Origin of the sequence: Providencia burhodogranariea DSM 19968 (genome assembly GCF_000314855.2) — a bacterium.
GTDB lineage: Bacteria > Pseudomonadota > Gammaproteobacteria > Enterobacterales > Enterobacteriaceae > Providencia > Providencia burhodogranariea.
In genome coordinates this window covers 11,392-27,752 of the sequence record NZ_KB233227.1, presented here as the reverse complement: position 1 = coordinate 27,752, position 16,361 = coordinate 11,392, and the positions used below count along the sequence as shown (strand labels likewise).

Genomic DNA, 16,361 nt, shown 5'->3' with positions numbered 1-16,361 from the left:
CACTTGAAGTATGACGGGTATAGTCGAAGTATCATCCCTATAGTGATAAACTAACCCTCAATAGCAATTTTGAGTTGTGGGTTAAGATCAATGACCATAAAAAAAATGAAAGAAGAAAAGCTGCTAGTGATGGCAGAACGCTTATGCGAATCCCGGGGTGTTAGGTTGACACCACAAAGGGAAACAGTGTTGCGATTGATTGCCCAACAACATGGCGCGATCAGCGCATATGATTTACTAGACTTATTACGTGAGGTTGAACCTCAAGCTAAGCCACCGACAGTTTACCGTGCATTAGAATTTTTAATGGAGCAGAGCTTCATTCATAAAATTGAATCCACAAATAGCTATGTTATTTGTCATCATTTTGATAACCCTAGCCATATTTCAGTCATGTTGATTTGTGATAACTGTGGCAGTGTCGCAGAGAGCGATTGCGGAACGATAGAAGCCGCTATTATAAGTTTAGCTGAAGTAAATCAGTTCCAGCTACGCCATACTGTGGTTGAAAACCATGGTTTGTGTAAACCTTGCGGTGAGATAGTACGTTGTGAAGATCACGACCATTGTAATCATGACCACGAACAGCCAGTAAAAACCAAGAAAAAGTAAAAAAATAATTATGTGGAAACATGGAAATGTGAAAATAGCCAACTCTAGCAAGACATGATGACGCAATCTGTCTTTAGCCTATTTTAATGCTGGATAATCTAAATATCGCAGGCAGATCTCTATCGTAACTAAAACTAAATAAAACTAGAATGAAATCTGCCGCAACATTTCAATGACAATACAGTGCAAGTACTAGCTCCAATCACTATTACGGATAACACCAACTGCAAGACCTTCAATAGTGAAATTCTGTTGACGTAAATCGATGATAATTGGTGCGAACTCTGAATTTTCAGCAATTAGCTCAACACGGTTACCTTGCTGCTTAAAACGTTTTACTGTGACTTCATCTTCAATACGAGCCACAACAACTTGGCCATTATGAACATCTTGAGTTTTATGCACAGCTAACAGATCGCCATCCATAATTCCAATATCTTTCATTGACATGCCATTGACGCGCAATAAAAAATCAGCGTGAGGCTTAAATAATGCAGGATCAACTTGGTAATGACTTTCAATGTGTTCTTGAGCCAGTAAAGGTTCGCCTGCCGCAACACGTCCAATCAAAGGTAGCCCAGGGTTATCATTTTCTTCTTCGAGTAGTAAACGAATACCACGAGAAGCGCCAGAAACAATCTCTATTACCCCTTTACGTGCCAAGGCCTTTAGATGCTCTTCTGCCGCGTTAGGCGAACGAAAACCAAGGCTTGCTGCTATTTCAGCTCGTGTCGGTGGCATACCCGTTTGAGAAATGTGATCACGCACCAAATCATAAACCTGCTGTTGTCTAGCCGTCAGTGCTTTCATCTCGTTCCCCTGTTTGTTTATACAGTCAGACTGTGAGTATATACAGGTAAATGAAGATTTGAAACACTTAAATCACTGAACTGGCGCATTTACTTATGATTTTGCGCTTTAGTCGATTATCTCTCTATTTGAGGCTATTAACCTGCAAAATAACGTTGCCATAGAACGGTTGCCCAAATAACCAATGCTAAACCAATCGTGATAAAAACGGCTGCGGAACCGATATCTTTCGCTCGGCCAGATAATTCATGATATTCGCTGCCAACACGATCGACAACAGCCTCGATTGCGCTATTAATCAGTTCAACAATCGCTACCAACACCACAGAACTGATCAGCAATAATCGATCGATATAACTAATATCTAACCAAAGTGCAATAATCACAGCCAGAATAGCAGCTACCGATTCTTGTCTAAATGCTGCCTCATTGACCCAAGCGGCTTTAAGCCCTTTAAGGGAATATCCCGCAGCCTTAATGACACGCGTAAATCCCTTAGTTTGGTTCGCCATTTTCACTCCTCAAATTTGCGATTAATCATTATTTATTTGTAGCCAAACTCACATTTTTTTTGTGGTTAAACTTAATGGCCAGTAACTGATTTTCCCGTTGATTTCTGGTATGATCAGCAGAGCATTGTTAACAAGAGGCTATAACCATTTATGTCACTATGGCGTAAAATATATTACAACATGTTGAATTTACCACTTAAATTATTGGTAAAAAGTAAACTAATTCCAACGGACCCTATTTTAGAGTTAGAATTGGACACAACTCGGCCCACATTATATGTGTTGCCCTATCATTCCAAGTCTGACCTTTTAACGCTGCGTCACCAATGCTTAGCTATCGGCCTACCAGATCCGTTGATCGATAACGATATCAATGGTACTAAGCTACCAGCTTATGTCTTTATTGATGACGGCCCTCGGGTTTTTCGTTACTACTCTCCGGATCCTCGTAAAGACTCGGTGAAAACATTTCATGCTTATCTAGACTTGCACCGTAGTAATCCAAATCTAGACATCCAGATGTTACCAGCATCTGTAATGTTTGGTCGCTCACCGGGGCGTGAAGGGCATACCCCTGCACCACCATTGCGACTACTCAATGGTATTCAAAAATTCTTTGCCATCATGTGGCTTGGCCGCGATAGCTTTGTTCGCTTTTCTCCAATCGTTTCGATGGGATTAATGGCACAAGAACACGGTACTGACACAATTATTGCTAATAAATTAGCGCGTGTTGCACGTATTCACTATTCACGTCAACGCCTTGCTGCCGTAGGTCCAAAACTGCCTGTTCGCCAAGAGTTATTTAATAAACTTTTGACCTCAAAAGCGATTGAAAAAGCAGTTGAAGATGAAGCTCGTAGTAAAAAAATCCCGCTAAAAAAAGCCCAGCAAAATGCCATCAATATGATGGAAGAGATAGCAGCCAACTTCTCTTATGAAGCTGTTCGTCTCAGTGATCGGATCCTTAGTTGGACATGGAACAGGCTCTATCAAGGGATCAATGTTCAGCATGCTGAGCGAGTACGTCAATTAGCGCAAGATGGCCATGAAATTGTCTATGTCCCATCGCATCGCAGCCATATGGACTACCTACTACTCTCTTATGTTCTTTATCATCAAGGGTTAGTTCCTCCACATATTGCAGCGGGTATTAACTTGAATTTCTGGCCAGCAGGGCCAATTTTCCGCCGTTTAGGTGCTTTCTTTATTCGTCGAACCTTTAAAGGAAACAAACTCTATTCAACCGTATTTCGTGAGTATCTCAGTGAGCTGTTTGCACGTGGCTACTCAATCGAATACTTCGTTGAAGGCGGACGTTCCCGTACAGGTCGTTTACTTCAACCTAAAACCGGCACATTGTCGATGACCCTGCAAGCTATGCTACGTGGCGACTCTCGTCCGATCACCATCGTGCCAATTTATATTGGTTATGAACATGTGATGGAAGTGGGAACCTATGCCAAAGAGTTACGTGGGGCGGAAAAAGAAAAAGAAGGCTTTGTTTCGATGATCCGAGGTTTGCGTAAATTACGCAAATTAGGTCAAGGTTATGTGAATTTTGGGCAACCTATTTCATTAGGCCAGTATTTGTCGAAGCATGTTCCTCATTGGCGTGATTCTATTGACCCTATCGAACCACAACGCCCGAGTTGGTTGAACCCAACCGTGAGTCGTCTTGCGGACAACATTATGGTCAATATCAATAATGCCGCAGCAGCTAATGCGATTAACTTGTGTTCAACCGCACTTTTGGCATCACGTCAACGTTCTTTAACGCGTGAACAGCTCATTGAGCAAGTAGATTGTTACCTGCAATTATTACGCAATGTGCCTTATACCGCTGATGCAACAACACCTAATAAGACAGCAGAAGAGCTTTTAGAGCACGCCCTGCAAATGGATAAATTTGAAGTCGAAAAAGACAGCATGGGGGATATCATTATTCTTCCTCGTGAAAATGCAGTTTTAATGACGTATTATCGAAATAATATCCATCATCTTTTAGTGTTACCATCATTGATTACCAGCATTGTGCTACATAATGAACACATTAGTCGCCAAGACATTCATTATCAGGTTGGTCAAATCTATCCGTTCCTCAAAGCTGAGCTGTTTATGCGGTTTGATAGTGGATCCTTGGTGGATGTCGTCAATACCTTAATTGATGAATTAAGTAATCAACAATTGGTGTGCTTGAAAGATGACGATACAGTGGTGCTCAATCCACGTCGAATTCGTCCGTTGCAACTATTAGCAGCTGGCGTACGTGAAACTTTACAGCGCTATGCCATCACGCTCTCATTGCTAAATGCTAGCCCAGAAATTAGCCGTAATACATTAGAGAAAGAGAGTCGTATGCTCGCTCAGCGCCTTTCTGTACTACATGGTATTAATGCACCAGAGTTCTTCGATAAAGAAGTATTCTCGACACTTGTCGATACACTTCGTGAAGAAGGCTATATCGATAATGATGAAAACGATATCTTTACAGCCAATGCTAAAAAATTGTATGCCGTTATTTCACGTTTGATGTCTCCTGAAATACGTTTAACAATTGAAAGTGTTAGCCAAGCAGAAGAACTTTCCGCACCAACGAAGCAAACTACTTCTGAGTCAAATGAAAACACTGATGACGAGATCCCTTCTCAACCTAAAGCGTAAAAACTAGCACTTTCTTTAGCTACAAAAAAAGGTAATGCAGTTTAAATGCATTACCTTTTTTCTATCTAAAATAAATAACTGCTGGACTAAATATAGCTCAATACAATCCCAATAAATAATATTAATCCCACATAGTTATTATTCAAAAATGCTTTAAAGCAAGCATCACGCTCTCTGTTTACCATCAGCTTTTGTTGATATACAAACAGTAGTAACGACAACACGACTGAGATATAGAAAATCAGACCTAAATCGGCCATTGAGCCTATCAATACCAATAACCCAATCATGATGATTTGCAGGCTGCCAATAATAAGCTTGTCATATTGGCCGAATAAAATTGCCGTCGATTTCACACCAATCTTTAAGTCATCATCACGATCAACCATCGCATATTGCGTATCATAAATAACAGACCATAGAATATTGACCACAAAAAGTAACCAACACACCAACGGCAACGATTCACTGACCGCAGAAAAGCCCATTGGTATTGACCAACCAAATGCCGCACCTAAGACAACTTGAGGTAAATGACTTACACGCTTAACAAATGGATAAGCCCATGCTAATGCTAGCCCTGCAAGAGATAGCCAAATAGTCATAGAATTAAGCGTTAATACCAGTAAAAAAGAGAGCCCAACAAGGCTAGCAAATAAAATTTTTGCTTCTTTTTCACTGACATCGCCACTGGGTAATGGTCGATGTTTTGTTCGTTCAACATGACCATCAAAATGACGATCAGCGAAATCATTAATGACACATCCGGCGGCTCGCATCAGAAACACGCCAGCGGTGAATACAATTAAAATAGACAAACTTGGTGTACTTTGAGCCGCAATCCACAGCGCCCAATAAGTCGGCCACAATAATAATAGTGTGCCAATGGGTCTATCAATACGCATCAAACGGCTGTAGGCATGCCATTTACTTAGCGCCATACTTCCCTCCACTTGTCGTGCTCCTTTTACTTTTTATCTTTTATAAGCAGGTGATTCAGGTAAAAATAATTCAGTTAATAATAACGGTTTGTTTGATAACCTTAATCGAGAGCGACGGAGCCATCGAGAATTTTGCTGCCCTATATGAATATAATCCCGGGTAAGATTATCATGACTAAATAGATAACGCCCTAATGGTACAGCACCAATATCAATGAGCTTTTGGTCTTCACCGGTCAATGTTTCTTGCGGAATTAGTGTTCGGCCGAGTAACCAGGGAATATTATCACCATACATAATAACCTCCCGTAACCAATAGTACTCACTCACCGGTAAACATTGAGTTTCATCATCACTGAGAGCTTCTTTAGTCACATATCGCTGCGCACAAGGGATAACGGTAACACACTGGCAGTGCTGCTCTAAACGTTTTGTCATTGACCCAAGCTCATGCAACCAGTCTAAAATATTATCAGGAACAAGGTCATCGGCCTCTGGTAGCCACGTTATCGGGTGAGAGGTAAAAAGCGTTTCATCCATTACTCATAATTCCACCACTAAAATATGTGGTTTTGCTTCATATTGGGTTATTACTACGAAGGATATCACGTTGTTTTGTTATAGGGTTAAAGTTAGCTAACAATTTAGTTAAAAAGTCACTAATTCAACACAAATTGAAAAATATTTGTAAAATGATTTTAATTACTAATGGGTTAGCGATAAAAATAATTATTAAGATTGAAATAGCTTAGCTTAATTTTCTACCAAATCATTGATAAGTTTGATGAGTTTTTCGAGAAAAATTAGATTCGATAAAACAAATAAAAAAATAAGATGATCAAGTCACTGGACTTCAATGGATAATCTAAGAGTGGAAATGCGAATTTTTTACTTTGTTAGTCTTGTAACAGCCTGTCTAAGACAGGCTGTGTTTACATCAATAATGAACAATTAACGCCATGTTTTATAGCGATTAATCAATCCATTTGTTGAACTGTCATGGCTGCCGATGTTATCGCTGCTTTCTAGTTCAGGTAAAATACGGCTCGCTAACTGCTTACCTAATTCCACACCCCATTGGTCAAAGGTGAAAATATTCAAGATAGCGCCTTGTGTGAAGATTTTATGTTCATACATAGCAATCAGTGCACCCAATGAATAAGGCGTGATCTCTTTAAGCAAGATTGAATTTGTAGGGCGGTTACCTTCAAATACCTTATAAGGTGCGACATATTCCATATCTGCTGGTTTTTTACCTTGCGCAGCAAATTCTGCATCAACCACTTCACGCGTTTTACCAAAAGCAAGAGCTTCAGTTTGTGCAAAGAAGTTAGACAGTAATTTGTCGTGATGATCGCCTAATGGGTTATGGGTCAAGGCTGGTGCGATGAAATCACAAGGGATCATCTTCGTTCCCTGATGAATTAATTGATAAAATGCATGTTGACCATTAGTACCTGGCTCACCCCAAATAATTGGGCCAGTTTGGTATGACACTTTGTTGCCATCGCGATCAATATACTTACCATTTGATTCCATGTTGCCTTGTTGGAAGTAAGCTGCAAACCGATGCATGTATTGGTCGTATGGCAGAATCGCTTCAGTTTCTGATTCAAAAAAATTGTTATACCAAATGCCAATCAGACCAAGCAATACAGGGATGTTATCTTCAAAGGCTGTTTGGGTAAAGTGCTTATCCATTGCATGAGCACCATCAAGCAACTGCACAAAATTGTCGTAGCCTACAGACAGAATAATCGACAGCCCAATCGCTGACCATAATGAATAACGCCCACCAACCCAGTCCCAAAATTCAAACATATTTGCGGTATCAATACCAAACTTAGCAACTTGCTCACTGTTAGTCGACAGTGCAACAAAGTGTTTAGCGATATGTTTTTCATCTTTTGCCGTCGCTAACAACCAGTCACGAGCTGAATGCGCATTGGTCATGGTTTCTTGCGTGGTAAATGTTTTCGATGCGATTAAAAATAGTGTGGTTTCAGGATCTAACGGTTTTAATGTTTCAGCGATTTGAGTGCCATCTACATTCGAAACAAAGTGCATGTTGAGGTGATTTTTATAAGGACGTAACGCCTCGGTCACCATGAATGGACCAAGATCAGAACCACCAATCCCAATATTCACAACATCAGTAATCGCTTTACCAGTATAGCCTTTCCACTCGCCATTGATAATGCGCTCACTGAATTGATGCATTTTTTCTAGCACTTCATTCACATCTGGCATGACATCTTTGCCATCAACATAAATAGGCGTGTTATCGCGGTTACGCAAGGCAATATGCAAAACAGCACGATCCTCAGTGCGGTTAATTTTTTCACCACTGAACATACTATCAATCGCATTTTTCAATTCAGTTTCTTTTGCTAATGCTAATAATTTGTTCAATGTTTCTTCGGTAATGCGGTTTTTGGAGTAATCCACCAAAATTTGCCCATCGAATGTCGCGGAAAATTTGGTAAAACGATCATTGTCTTGTTTGAACAAATCACGCATATGGGTATCTTTCATTTGCGCAAAATGCTGCTCTAGCGCCCGCCATGCTGCCGTTTGGCTAGGATTAATACTTTTCATGGGTAACACTCTCCAAAAAATTTGAAATAAAAATAAATTGTACCCTAACGAAGAATTTCGGTTTATCTATTTCTGCGCTTGAAGGGGTTGTAGGCCTTTTTAAGGTTAAATCTCGTTCATAACAACGTTGTTATTTGGGTCAATACGCGAAATTTGCCATATAAAACATTTTTCTTAGACAAAAATTCACTCAACTCTATTTATACTCATCATGCTTCAAGTTTCGTGTAGACCACCAGCGAAGCTATATTCAATGAAGTAACCCGAATTAGACTCTAGGGCTGCTGATCGTAATCAACACATATGTCACTTCAAGTATGACGGGTAAGACCAACAGTCTCTAATTATTTTGGTCAATTCTTTGTAATTTATCCAGAGCTAATTCTAGTCATCGGGAAAAACGATAATAAATTAGTCATCATTAGAATTACTGATTTTCGTTGATTCTTCATTGACGGCGGCGGCTTAACCCGATATTTCTATATAAAAAATAGGTTTATCTAAAGGGATTGATTCCATGAATGCAGTAGCGTCTTTATCAGAAAATAGCCCGTTTGTTATCGCCAAATTTGGTGGTACCAGTGTCGCCAATTATGCCGCAATGAATAAAAGTGCTGATGTTGTTCTCTCGAACAAAAATGTCCGCGTAGTGGTACTCTCTGCCTCAGCAGGGATCACCAATTTATTGGTTGAGCTTTCTGAAGGCTGTGACGCAGATAAACGCAATGAACTACTGCAAAAAGTACAAGATATTCAATACGCTATTATTGATAACTTACAGCATGCGGAGGTAATCCGTGAAGAAATTAATCGCTTATTAGAAAATATCGCACATTTAGCTGATTCTGCCTCTTTAGCAACCTCCGATGCCTTAACTGATGAAATGGTCAGCCATGGCGAATTAATGTCGACATTATTATTTGTTGAAATCCTGCGTGAACGTGGTGCCAATTCACATTGGTTTGACGTGCGTAAGGTAATGAAAACCAATTCAAGTTTTGGTCGTGCTGAGCCTGGTTTACAGCAATTAAAAGAGTCTGCACAACATTTATTATTACCACGTTTACAGAACGACCTAATTATTACTCAAGGTTTTATTGGTCAAGACAGCAAAGCCCGTACAACGACGCTTGGACGTGGTGGCAGTGATTATACTGCGGCGTTACTGGCTGAAGTGCTCAATTTATCACGTGTTGATATCTGGACTGACGTTCCGGGCATTTATACGACAGATCCACGTGTTGTACCAGCAGCTCAACGTATTGATGAAATCGCGTTTGATGAAGCGGCTGAAATGGCAACATTTGGTGCAAAAATTCTCCATCCCGCTACATTGCTACCTGCGGTACGTGCAGGTATTCCAGTATTTGTTGGATCGAGCAAAGAACCGGAAGCAGGCGGTACATTGGTTTGCGATAGAACAGAGAATCCACCGCAATATAGGGCATTAACACTACGCCGCAAACAAACGCTATTGACCTTACATAGCTTGAAAATGCTGCATGCGCGTGGCTTCTTAGCGGAGATATTCACAATTTTATTACGTCACAATATTTCCGTTGACCTGATCACAACATCGGAAGTCAGTGTGGCTCTGACACTGGATACGACTGGGTCAACCAGCACCAATGGTAGCTTGCTTACTAATGCATTAATGACTGAACTTTCGGCATTATGTCGCGTTGAAGTGGAAGAAAATCTCGCTTTAGTTGCGATTATTGGTAACAAATTGTCGCAAGTAAACGGACTCGGAAAACAAATTTTTGGTGCCTTAGAGTCGTTCAATATCCGTATGATCAGCTACGGCGCAAGCAACCATAACATGTGCTTACTGGTACCGGGTGATAACGCAGAAGAAATCGTACGCACTTTACACTCAAACTTATTTGAATAAACGTTAGAATTGCATTGAACAGAGGCGATCATCATCGATGACCGCCTTTTTAGTTTCTTATTGGTAAGAAAATATTTATTTTGCAGTAAAAATAATTAGAGCTACAATTTTGTGGCAAACGAGCAAAGCAATGAAGAGTCATTGACCTATCAAGGATGATCAGTATCCATAAAAGCCTGTACACTCTCGGTATATTTCAGCATCTCCGCCGTCACGTTTTTATTTTCTTGCAATAATTTTAAGTTAGCCACCGCCGTTGCATTATCTAATTTAGCCGCGCGTTCGAACCACATCATTGCACGGAAAATATTTTTATCTCCACCAATACCTTTGGCATACATCACCGCAAGGTTATTTTGTGCATCACTGATATCTTTAATCGCCGATTGCTGAAGAAGTTCCCGAGCTTTCCGGGGATTTTGTTCTACTCCTATCCCCGTTAAATAAAAAATGGCCAACTGATTTTTTGATTGGGGATCACTTTGCTCTAATACTTGTAGCCAACTAACTAATTTTTTGCTGTCTACCTGTTTTAAGTCACCAGCTAGATACATTTCAGCGAGTTTAAGCTGGGCTTGAGTGACATCTTGTTCAGCCATACTCAGATACCATTCAATCGCTTTGTTGTGATCAGCTTTGATATCTCCGACGCCTTTTTCATAAAAATCAGCGACTTTCATGCCCGCATCAGCAGAACCATTTTCGGCTGCTTGTTGATACCATTCGAATGCAGCATTCAGATCTTTCCCTATTCCTTCACCTAATTCATAGCCGCGAGCAAGCCCAAATTGGGCATCGGAGTTACCTTGTAAAGCAGAGCGCTTATACCAATAAATAGCTTGGTAATCATTTTGTTCTATGAATTGATGACCGTTATAATAGAAATCGCCCATATTATTTTGTGCGGTTGCAGAACCCATATTGGCGGCTTGACGATATAAATTAATCGCTCTTTCTTGATCCTGTCCAACTCCTTGTCCATTTTCATACAACACGGCTAAGTTATTGACGGCGGAGGCAACCCCTTGATGTGCACTTTCTTCATACCACTCCAGTGCTTTTTGATAATCAACATCACCACCTAATCCATCATTGTAGAACATGCCTAATGCAAATTGACCATACGGAAGCCCTTGCTCAGCGGACTCCGCATACCATGCTTTAGCTTGCTTATAGTCTTGTTTTACCCCTAGGCCTCGTTCATACAGAAACCCTAAACCGTATTGGCTGTATGAATCACCTTTTTCTGCGCCTTTGCGATACCAGCGTGCTGCTTCAGCATATTGCTGCTGATTTTGAGCGAGTAAACCTAAATAGTAATCACCATCGACATTATTGAGATCAGAAGCTTTTTTAAACCAAAAAAACGCAAGTTTCTCATCTACAGGTAAATAGTCCGTCCCATTCATATAGGCAATACCAATATCAATCATGGCATCAATATCACCAGATTTAGCTTCTTTAAGTCTATTTGTAAAATCGCTGGGAAGGTTGTTTTGTGGTGTTATGGACGAAGCTGGTGGTGGCTGCTGCTTATCTTTTACAGACAACATTTCTGTTGGCTCAGCTTGCACAGATGGCAAGCTGCCTAAGCAAAGCAATAGTATTAAAGGTCTTAAATTCATCAGTTCAGTCCATTCACCTGCATTATGTATATAACATAACACTCCTAATGGAAAAGCATAAGAGATCAACAACGAAAATGAAGGAAGAATAGTATAATAAAGCTCGAAGATTCAGGCGGCTACACCGCCTGACGTGGTCGACTTGAATTAATAACGTTAATTGACGCGATAACCGCCATGTTTACTAGCAAATAAATTAAATTTGCCCCACTCCACCAGCGTAGATTCAAGAGCTTGATGGCTAACTTTGCATAAGATCGCTATTTGCGAAACCACAAAGTAATTTTCACCCACTAATTCAGGAGAAAACACTTCCGCTATCAGATCACACTCTTTCGTTGTAACTAACCAACCATCATTGGTCGCAAATTTATGGACTGGAACCATCCCTTCCTTTGCACTTTCTTTTGCTAAGAGCTTATCTTCATCGCGTTGAGCCTGATAAAAAGCATCAATTTCCTCTTGAGAAGGAATAGGATCAATGGCTTCTGAGTCTTCTAAATAGAGATAAATCTCTTCTGCGCGGGCAGGAGTTAATTCGCTTCTTAGCCAAATTTGGTTAAAACAGTGGTCATCTAACATGTCTTCGGTATCGAGTTTGTCCATAATTTGTAAAATACTCATCATGGCACTGACCAAATCTTCATTCATGAAAAAAGTCGCAGGTGCAGCACTGTTTTTAATTTTATAAGGATAGACCGTCGTGGTCGGTAAATTATCTGCAATAATAAATTCGTAGCTCATCGCTCAGCCTCTTTAATGTCCTACCTATAAGATGGTGCCGAATACACAAAAAATCAATCCTCAGGATCATAACCTAAGTTAGGCGCTAACCAACGCTCAAGTTCGCTTACTGGCATTCCTTTACGCTGTGAATAGTCTTCAATCTGATCACGTTGTAATTGAGCAACAGCAAAATATTTACTCTCTGGATGACTAAAGTACCAACCAGATACTGATGCTCCCGGCCACATTGCGTAAGAGCTAGTTAATTGCATTCCAATTGTATTTTCGACATCCAACAACTGCCAAATCTTGGCTTTTTCAGTATGCTCAGGGCAAGCTGGATAACCCGGTGCGGGGCGAATACCTTGATAGTTTTCACGAATAAGTTCTTCATTTGGTAAATCTTCAGCAGCAGCATAGCCCCAATACTCTTTTCTCACTTGTTCATGAAGATATTCAGCAAAGGCTTCAGCAAGCCTATCTGCCAAGGCTTTTAACATGATTTTATTGTAATCATCGTGAGCAAGTTCATATTCGTTAGCAAGTGCATCTTCCTCTAAGCCTCCCGTCACTGCAAATGCCCCGATATAATCTTGTTGGCCACTTTCTTTTGGCGCCACGAAATCAGATAAGCAGTAGTTAGGAAACTCTTTTTTCTCAGTTTGTTGACGAAGATTTAGTGCGACAGCCTGCACAGTATCACGAGCTGATGAGGTATATATCTCAACATCATCACCCACCCTACTCGCAGGAAATAATCCAAAGATCCCTCTTGGTGTTAGAGATTGGTTCTTGGCTAACATATCCAACATTTCATTGGCGTCACGCAATAATCTACGCGCTTCTTCTCCCACCACTTCATCTTCTAAAATTCGAGGGTATTTGCCCGCTAGAGACCATGTCATAAAGAATGGCGTCCAATCGATATAGTGACGAAGTGTATCAATGGGGGCTGTGACTTCTTTAACGCCTAAGAAGTTAGGGACAGGTGGTTGATAAGTTTGCCAATCAATTTTCACCGCATTTGTTCTAGCGACTTCAAGTGTTACTGGTGGTGTTTTTGGCTTTCTACGTGCATATTGGTCGCGCACAGTGACATATTCACGACGCGTCCGCGCAATAAACTCTTCTTTTTGTGCTGATGATAGTAATGCCGACACCACACCAACAGTCCGCGAGGCATTTTGTACATAAGTTACCGAGTGGCTATAATTTGGTTCGATTTTTACCGCAGTATGCGCTTTTGATGTAGTAGCCCCACCTATCATCAATGGCAGTGTGAAGCCTTGGCGTTCCATCTCTTTGGCAACGTGAACCATTTCATCCAGTGATGGCGTAATCAGGCCTGATAGCCCGATAATGTCGACATTTTTTTCACGGGCTGTTTTCAGTATAGTTTCACATGGCACCATGACACCTAAATCAATAATTTCATAATTGTTGCACTGTAAAACAACACCAACAATATTTTTGCCGATGTCGTGAACGTCGCCTTTCACTGTTGCTAATAAAATTTTACCGGCACTGCTTCCTGACTGTTTAAGCTCTTGAATATAAGGTTCTAAGTAAGCAACAGCTTGCTTCATAACACGCGCTGATTTAACGACTTGTGGCAGGAACATTTTGCCTTCGCCAAATAGATCACCAACCACATTCATACCATTCATGAGTGGCCCTTCAATCACTTCAATAGGGCTTGCTGCACGTTCACGCGCTTCTTCAGTATCTTCTACGATAAACTCGGTAATTCCTTTGACAAGCGCATATTCTAAACGTTTTTCAACTTCCCATGAGCGCCATTCAGCCTGCTGAACTTGCTGCTCTCCGCCGCTGGTTGCTCGATATTTTTCGGCTAGATCCAATAAACGTTCGGTACTATCGTCGCGGCGATTCAAAATTACATCTTCAACAGCATCTTTGAGTTCTACAGGGAGGTCATCATAGATCGCTAATTGGCCAGCATTGACGATCCCCATGTCCATCCCATTATGGATCGCATAATAAAGAAATACTGCATGAATGGCTTCTCGAACAGGATCATTCCCTCTGAATGAAAACGATACGTTAGAGACACCACCCGAAATCATTGCATGAGGAAGCTGCTGTTTGATGTCATGACAAACCTCAATGAAATCGACAGCATAGTTGTTATGCTCTTCAATTCCTGTGGCAACAGCAAAAATATTTGGGTCAAAAATAATATCTTCAGGTGGGAAACCGATGGTTTCCGTCAGTACCTGATAAGCTCGAAGACAGATTTCAATTTTACGTTCACGGGTATCGGCTTGCCCCACTTCATCAAACGCCATCACTACCATTGCGGCGCCATACCTGCGTACCAGTTTTGCATGTTCAATAAAGGCGGTTTCACCTTCTTTCATTGAAATCGAGTTAACAATTCCTTTACCCTGAATACATTTCAGTCCCTTTTCAATCACCGCCCACTTAGAGGAGTCGATCATAATAGGAACTCGCGCGATATCAGGCTCACCAGCGATCAAATTGAGAAAACGCACCATAGCCGCTTCAGAGTCCAACATTCCTTCATCCATGTTGATGTCGATAATCTGCGCGCCATTTTCAACTTGCTGACGAGCTATATCCAATGCAGCTTGGTAGTTTTCTTCTTTAATCAGACGTTTAAACTTCGCAGAACCTGTGACGTTAGTACGCTCACCCACATTCACAAACAGTGATTTTTTACCAATATTTAGCGGCTCTAAACCCGCTAAACGGCATTCAACGGGAAGTTTAGGTAAAGAGCGTGGTGCAAGACCTCTGACAGCTTCAGCCATCTTTTTGATATGTAATGGCGTTGTGCCACAACAACCACCAACAATATTGAGAAAGCCAGCTTGCGCCCATTCGTGGATCTGTTCAGCCATATTTTTTGCATCAAGGTCATATTCGCCAAAAGCGTTGGGTAGACCTGCATTAGGGTGTGCACTAACGTAGCATTCAGCAATCCGTGATAATTCTGAGACATATTGACGTAGTTCATCGGGCCCTAATGCACAATTCAACCCAAATGCAATCGGCTGTGCATGACGCAAAGAATTATAGAATGCTTCTGTCGTTTGCCCTGATAAGGTACGGCCTGATGCATCGGTGATCGTCCCTGAAATCATCACCGGTAGTTTGATCCCTAATGCTTCAAATTCAGTTTCAACCGCAAAGATCGCCGCTTTTGCATTTAAAGTATCAAAAATAGTTTCAATCATGATCAGATCAACGCCGCCGTTGATTAATGCGCGTGTAGATTCTCGGTAAGCATCCACCAACTGATCAAAGCTTACATTGCGAAACGCCGGATCATTAACATCTGGGGAGATCGACGCAGTACGGTTAGTTGGACCTAATACCCCAGCAACATAGCGAGGTTGCTCAGGTGTTTTACATGTCCATTCATCGGCACATTCACGAGCAATACGCGCTGCAACTTCATTGATTTCAGCAGATAAAGATTCCATTTTGTAGTCTGCCATCGCGATAGTTGTCGAGTTAAAGGTATTGGTCTCAACAATATCAGCGCCCGCAGCAAAATATTGATCATGAATATCACGAATAATTTCAGGTTGAGTTAAGACTAATAGGTCGTTGTTTCCCTTGAGGTCGCTAGGCCAATCAATAAAACGTTCACCACGAAATTGCTCTTCGGTGAGCTTGTGACGTTGGATCATTGTACCCATCGCCCCATCGAGTACTAAGATTCTTTTGGCTAATTCTTGTTTTAATTGACTGATTTTATTGGACACTATTAACATCTCCTAGAAAATAACAACAACCGCTATACCCAAGATACTTCGAATTGTATCTAATCAGCAGCAGACAAGATCTAACTCGAAGTATGCCGAGTATATTAAGTTAAATTAACGTCATTCTCATCCTACCACAATTTTAATGTGGAGAATTCCAGCTCATGATGAGAGTTTCTCAGATTGCTGAAGATCTAACTTTTGACTGATCCGATGAGTATTTT

General features: G+C 41.0%; 11 protein-coding genes. 3 read left to right on the top strand and 8 right to left on the bottom strand.

Annotated features, from left to right (window positions below):
* Positions 1 to 90 precede the first annotated feature (90 nt).
* A complete protein-coding gene (zur, locus tag OOA_RS18705; protein ID WP_008913741.1) occupies positions 91 to 612 on the top strand; it encodes a zinc uptake transcriptional repressor Zur in 522 nt (173 codons plus the stop codon).
* Between the two features lie 192 nt (positions 613 to 804).
* On the opposite strand, the gene lexA is transcribed toward zur, so the two are convergent.
* Together lexA and OOA_RS18695 are read right to left on the bottom strand one after the other, a co-directional pair.
* Positions 805 to 1,422, bottom strand: a complete 618-nt coding sequence (lexA, locus tag OOA_RS18700; protein ID WP_008913740.1) for a transcriptional repressor LexA — start codon at positions 1,420 to 1,422, stop codon at positions 805 to 807.
* A 137-nt stretch (positions 1,423 to 1,559) separates the two neighbouring features.
* Entirely contained in the window at positions 1,560 to 1,934 is a 375-nt protein-coding gene (locus OOA_RS18695; RefSeq protein WP_008913739.1) for a diacylglycerol kinase, read from the bottom strand.
* A gap of 150 nt (positions 1,935 to 2,084) precedes the next feature.
* On the opposite strand from OOA_RS18695, the gene plsB reads away from it, so the two are divergent.
* Positions 2,085 to 4,598, top strand: coding sequence for a glycerol-3-phosphate 1-O-acyltransferase PlsB (plsB, locus tag OOA_RS18690; protein WP_008913738.1), 2,514 nt, complete (start codon positions 2,085 to 2,087; stop codon positions 4,596 to 4,598).
* An 86-nt stretch (positions 4,599 to 4,684) separates the two neighbouring features.
* On the opposite strand, the gene ubiA is transcribed toward plsB, so the two are convergent.
* The 3 genes from ubiA to pgi form a co-directional block, all read right to left on the bottom strand.
* Positions 4,685 to 5,539: a 4-hydroxybenzoate octaprenyltransferase gene (gene ubiA / locus OOA_RS18685; protein ID WP_008913737.1), complete on the bottom strand. Its 855-nt coding sequence runs from the start codon at positions 5,537 to 5,539 to the stop codon at positions 4,685 to 4,687.
* 33 nt (positions 5,540 to 5,572) lie between these two features.
* Positions 5,573 to 6,079, bottom strand: coding sequence for a chorismate lyase (ubiC, locus tag OOA_RS18680; protein WP_008913736.1), 507 nt, complete (start codon positions 6,077 to 6,079; stop codon positions 5,573 to 5,575).
* 411 nt (positions 6,080 to 6,490) lie between these two features.
* The gene (pgi, locus tag OOA_RS18675; protein WP_008913735.1) at positions 6,491 to 8,137 is read right to left on the bottom strand and encodes a glucose-6-phosphate isomerase; all 1,647 of its coding nucleotides are present in this window, start codon (positions 8,135 to 8,137) and stop codon (positions 6,491 to 6,493) included.
* 517 nt (positions 8,138 to 8,654) lie between these two features.
* Here pgi and lysC point away from each other — a divergent pair.
* Entirely contained in the window at positions 8,655 to 10,031 is a 1,377-nt protein-coding gene (lysC, locus tag OOA_RS18670) for a lysine-sensitive aspartokinase 3 (protein ID WP_008913734.1), read from the top strand.
* Positions 10,032 to 10,180: 149 nt separating this feature from the next.
* Here the strand turns inward: lysC and OOA_RS18665 are convergent, their stop codons facing one another.
* The 3 genes from OOA_RS18665 to metH all read right to left on the bottom strand — a co-directional run bounded on the left by OOA_RS18665 (position 10,181) and on the right by metH (position 16,146).
* On the bottom strand, positions 10,181 to 11,656 hold the full coding sequence (locus tag OOA_RS18665; RefSeq protein ID WP_008913733.1) for an SEL1-like repeat protein: 1,476 nt from the start codon (positions 11,654 to 11,656) through the stop codon (positions 10,181 to 10,183).
* Between the two features lie 156 nt (positions 11,657 to 11,812).
* Positions 11,813 to 12,400, bottom strand: coding sequence for a hypothetical protein (locus OOA_RS18660; protein ID WP_008913732.1), 588 nt, complete (start codon positions 12,398 to 12,400; stop codon positions 11,813 to 11,815).
* Positions 12,401 to 12,453: 53 nt separating this feature from the next.
* Complete coding sequence (gene metH / locus OOA_RS18655) at positions 12,454 to 16,146, bottom strand: methionine synthase (RefSeq protein WP_419177173.1); 3,693 nt, start codon at positions 16,144 to 16,146, stop codon at positions 12,454 to 12,456.
* Positions 16,147 to 16,361: the final 215 nt, after the last annotated feature.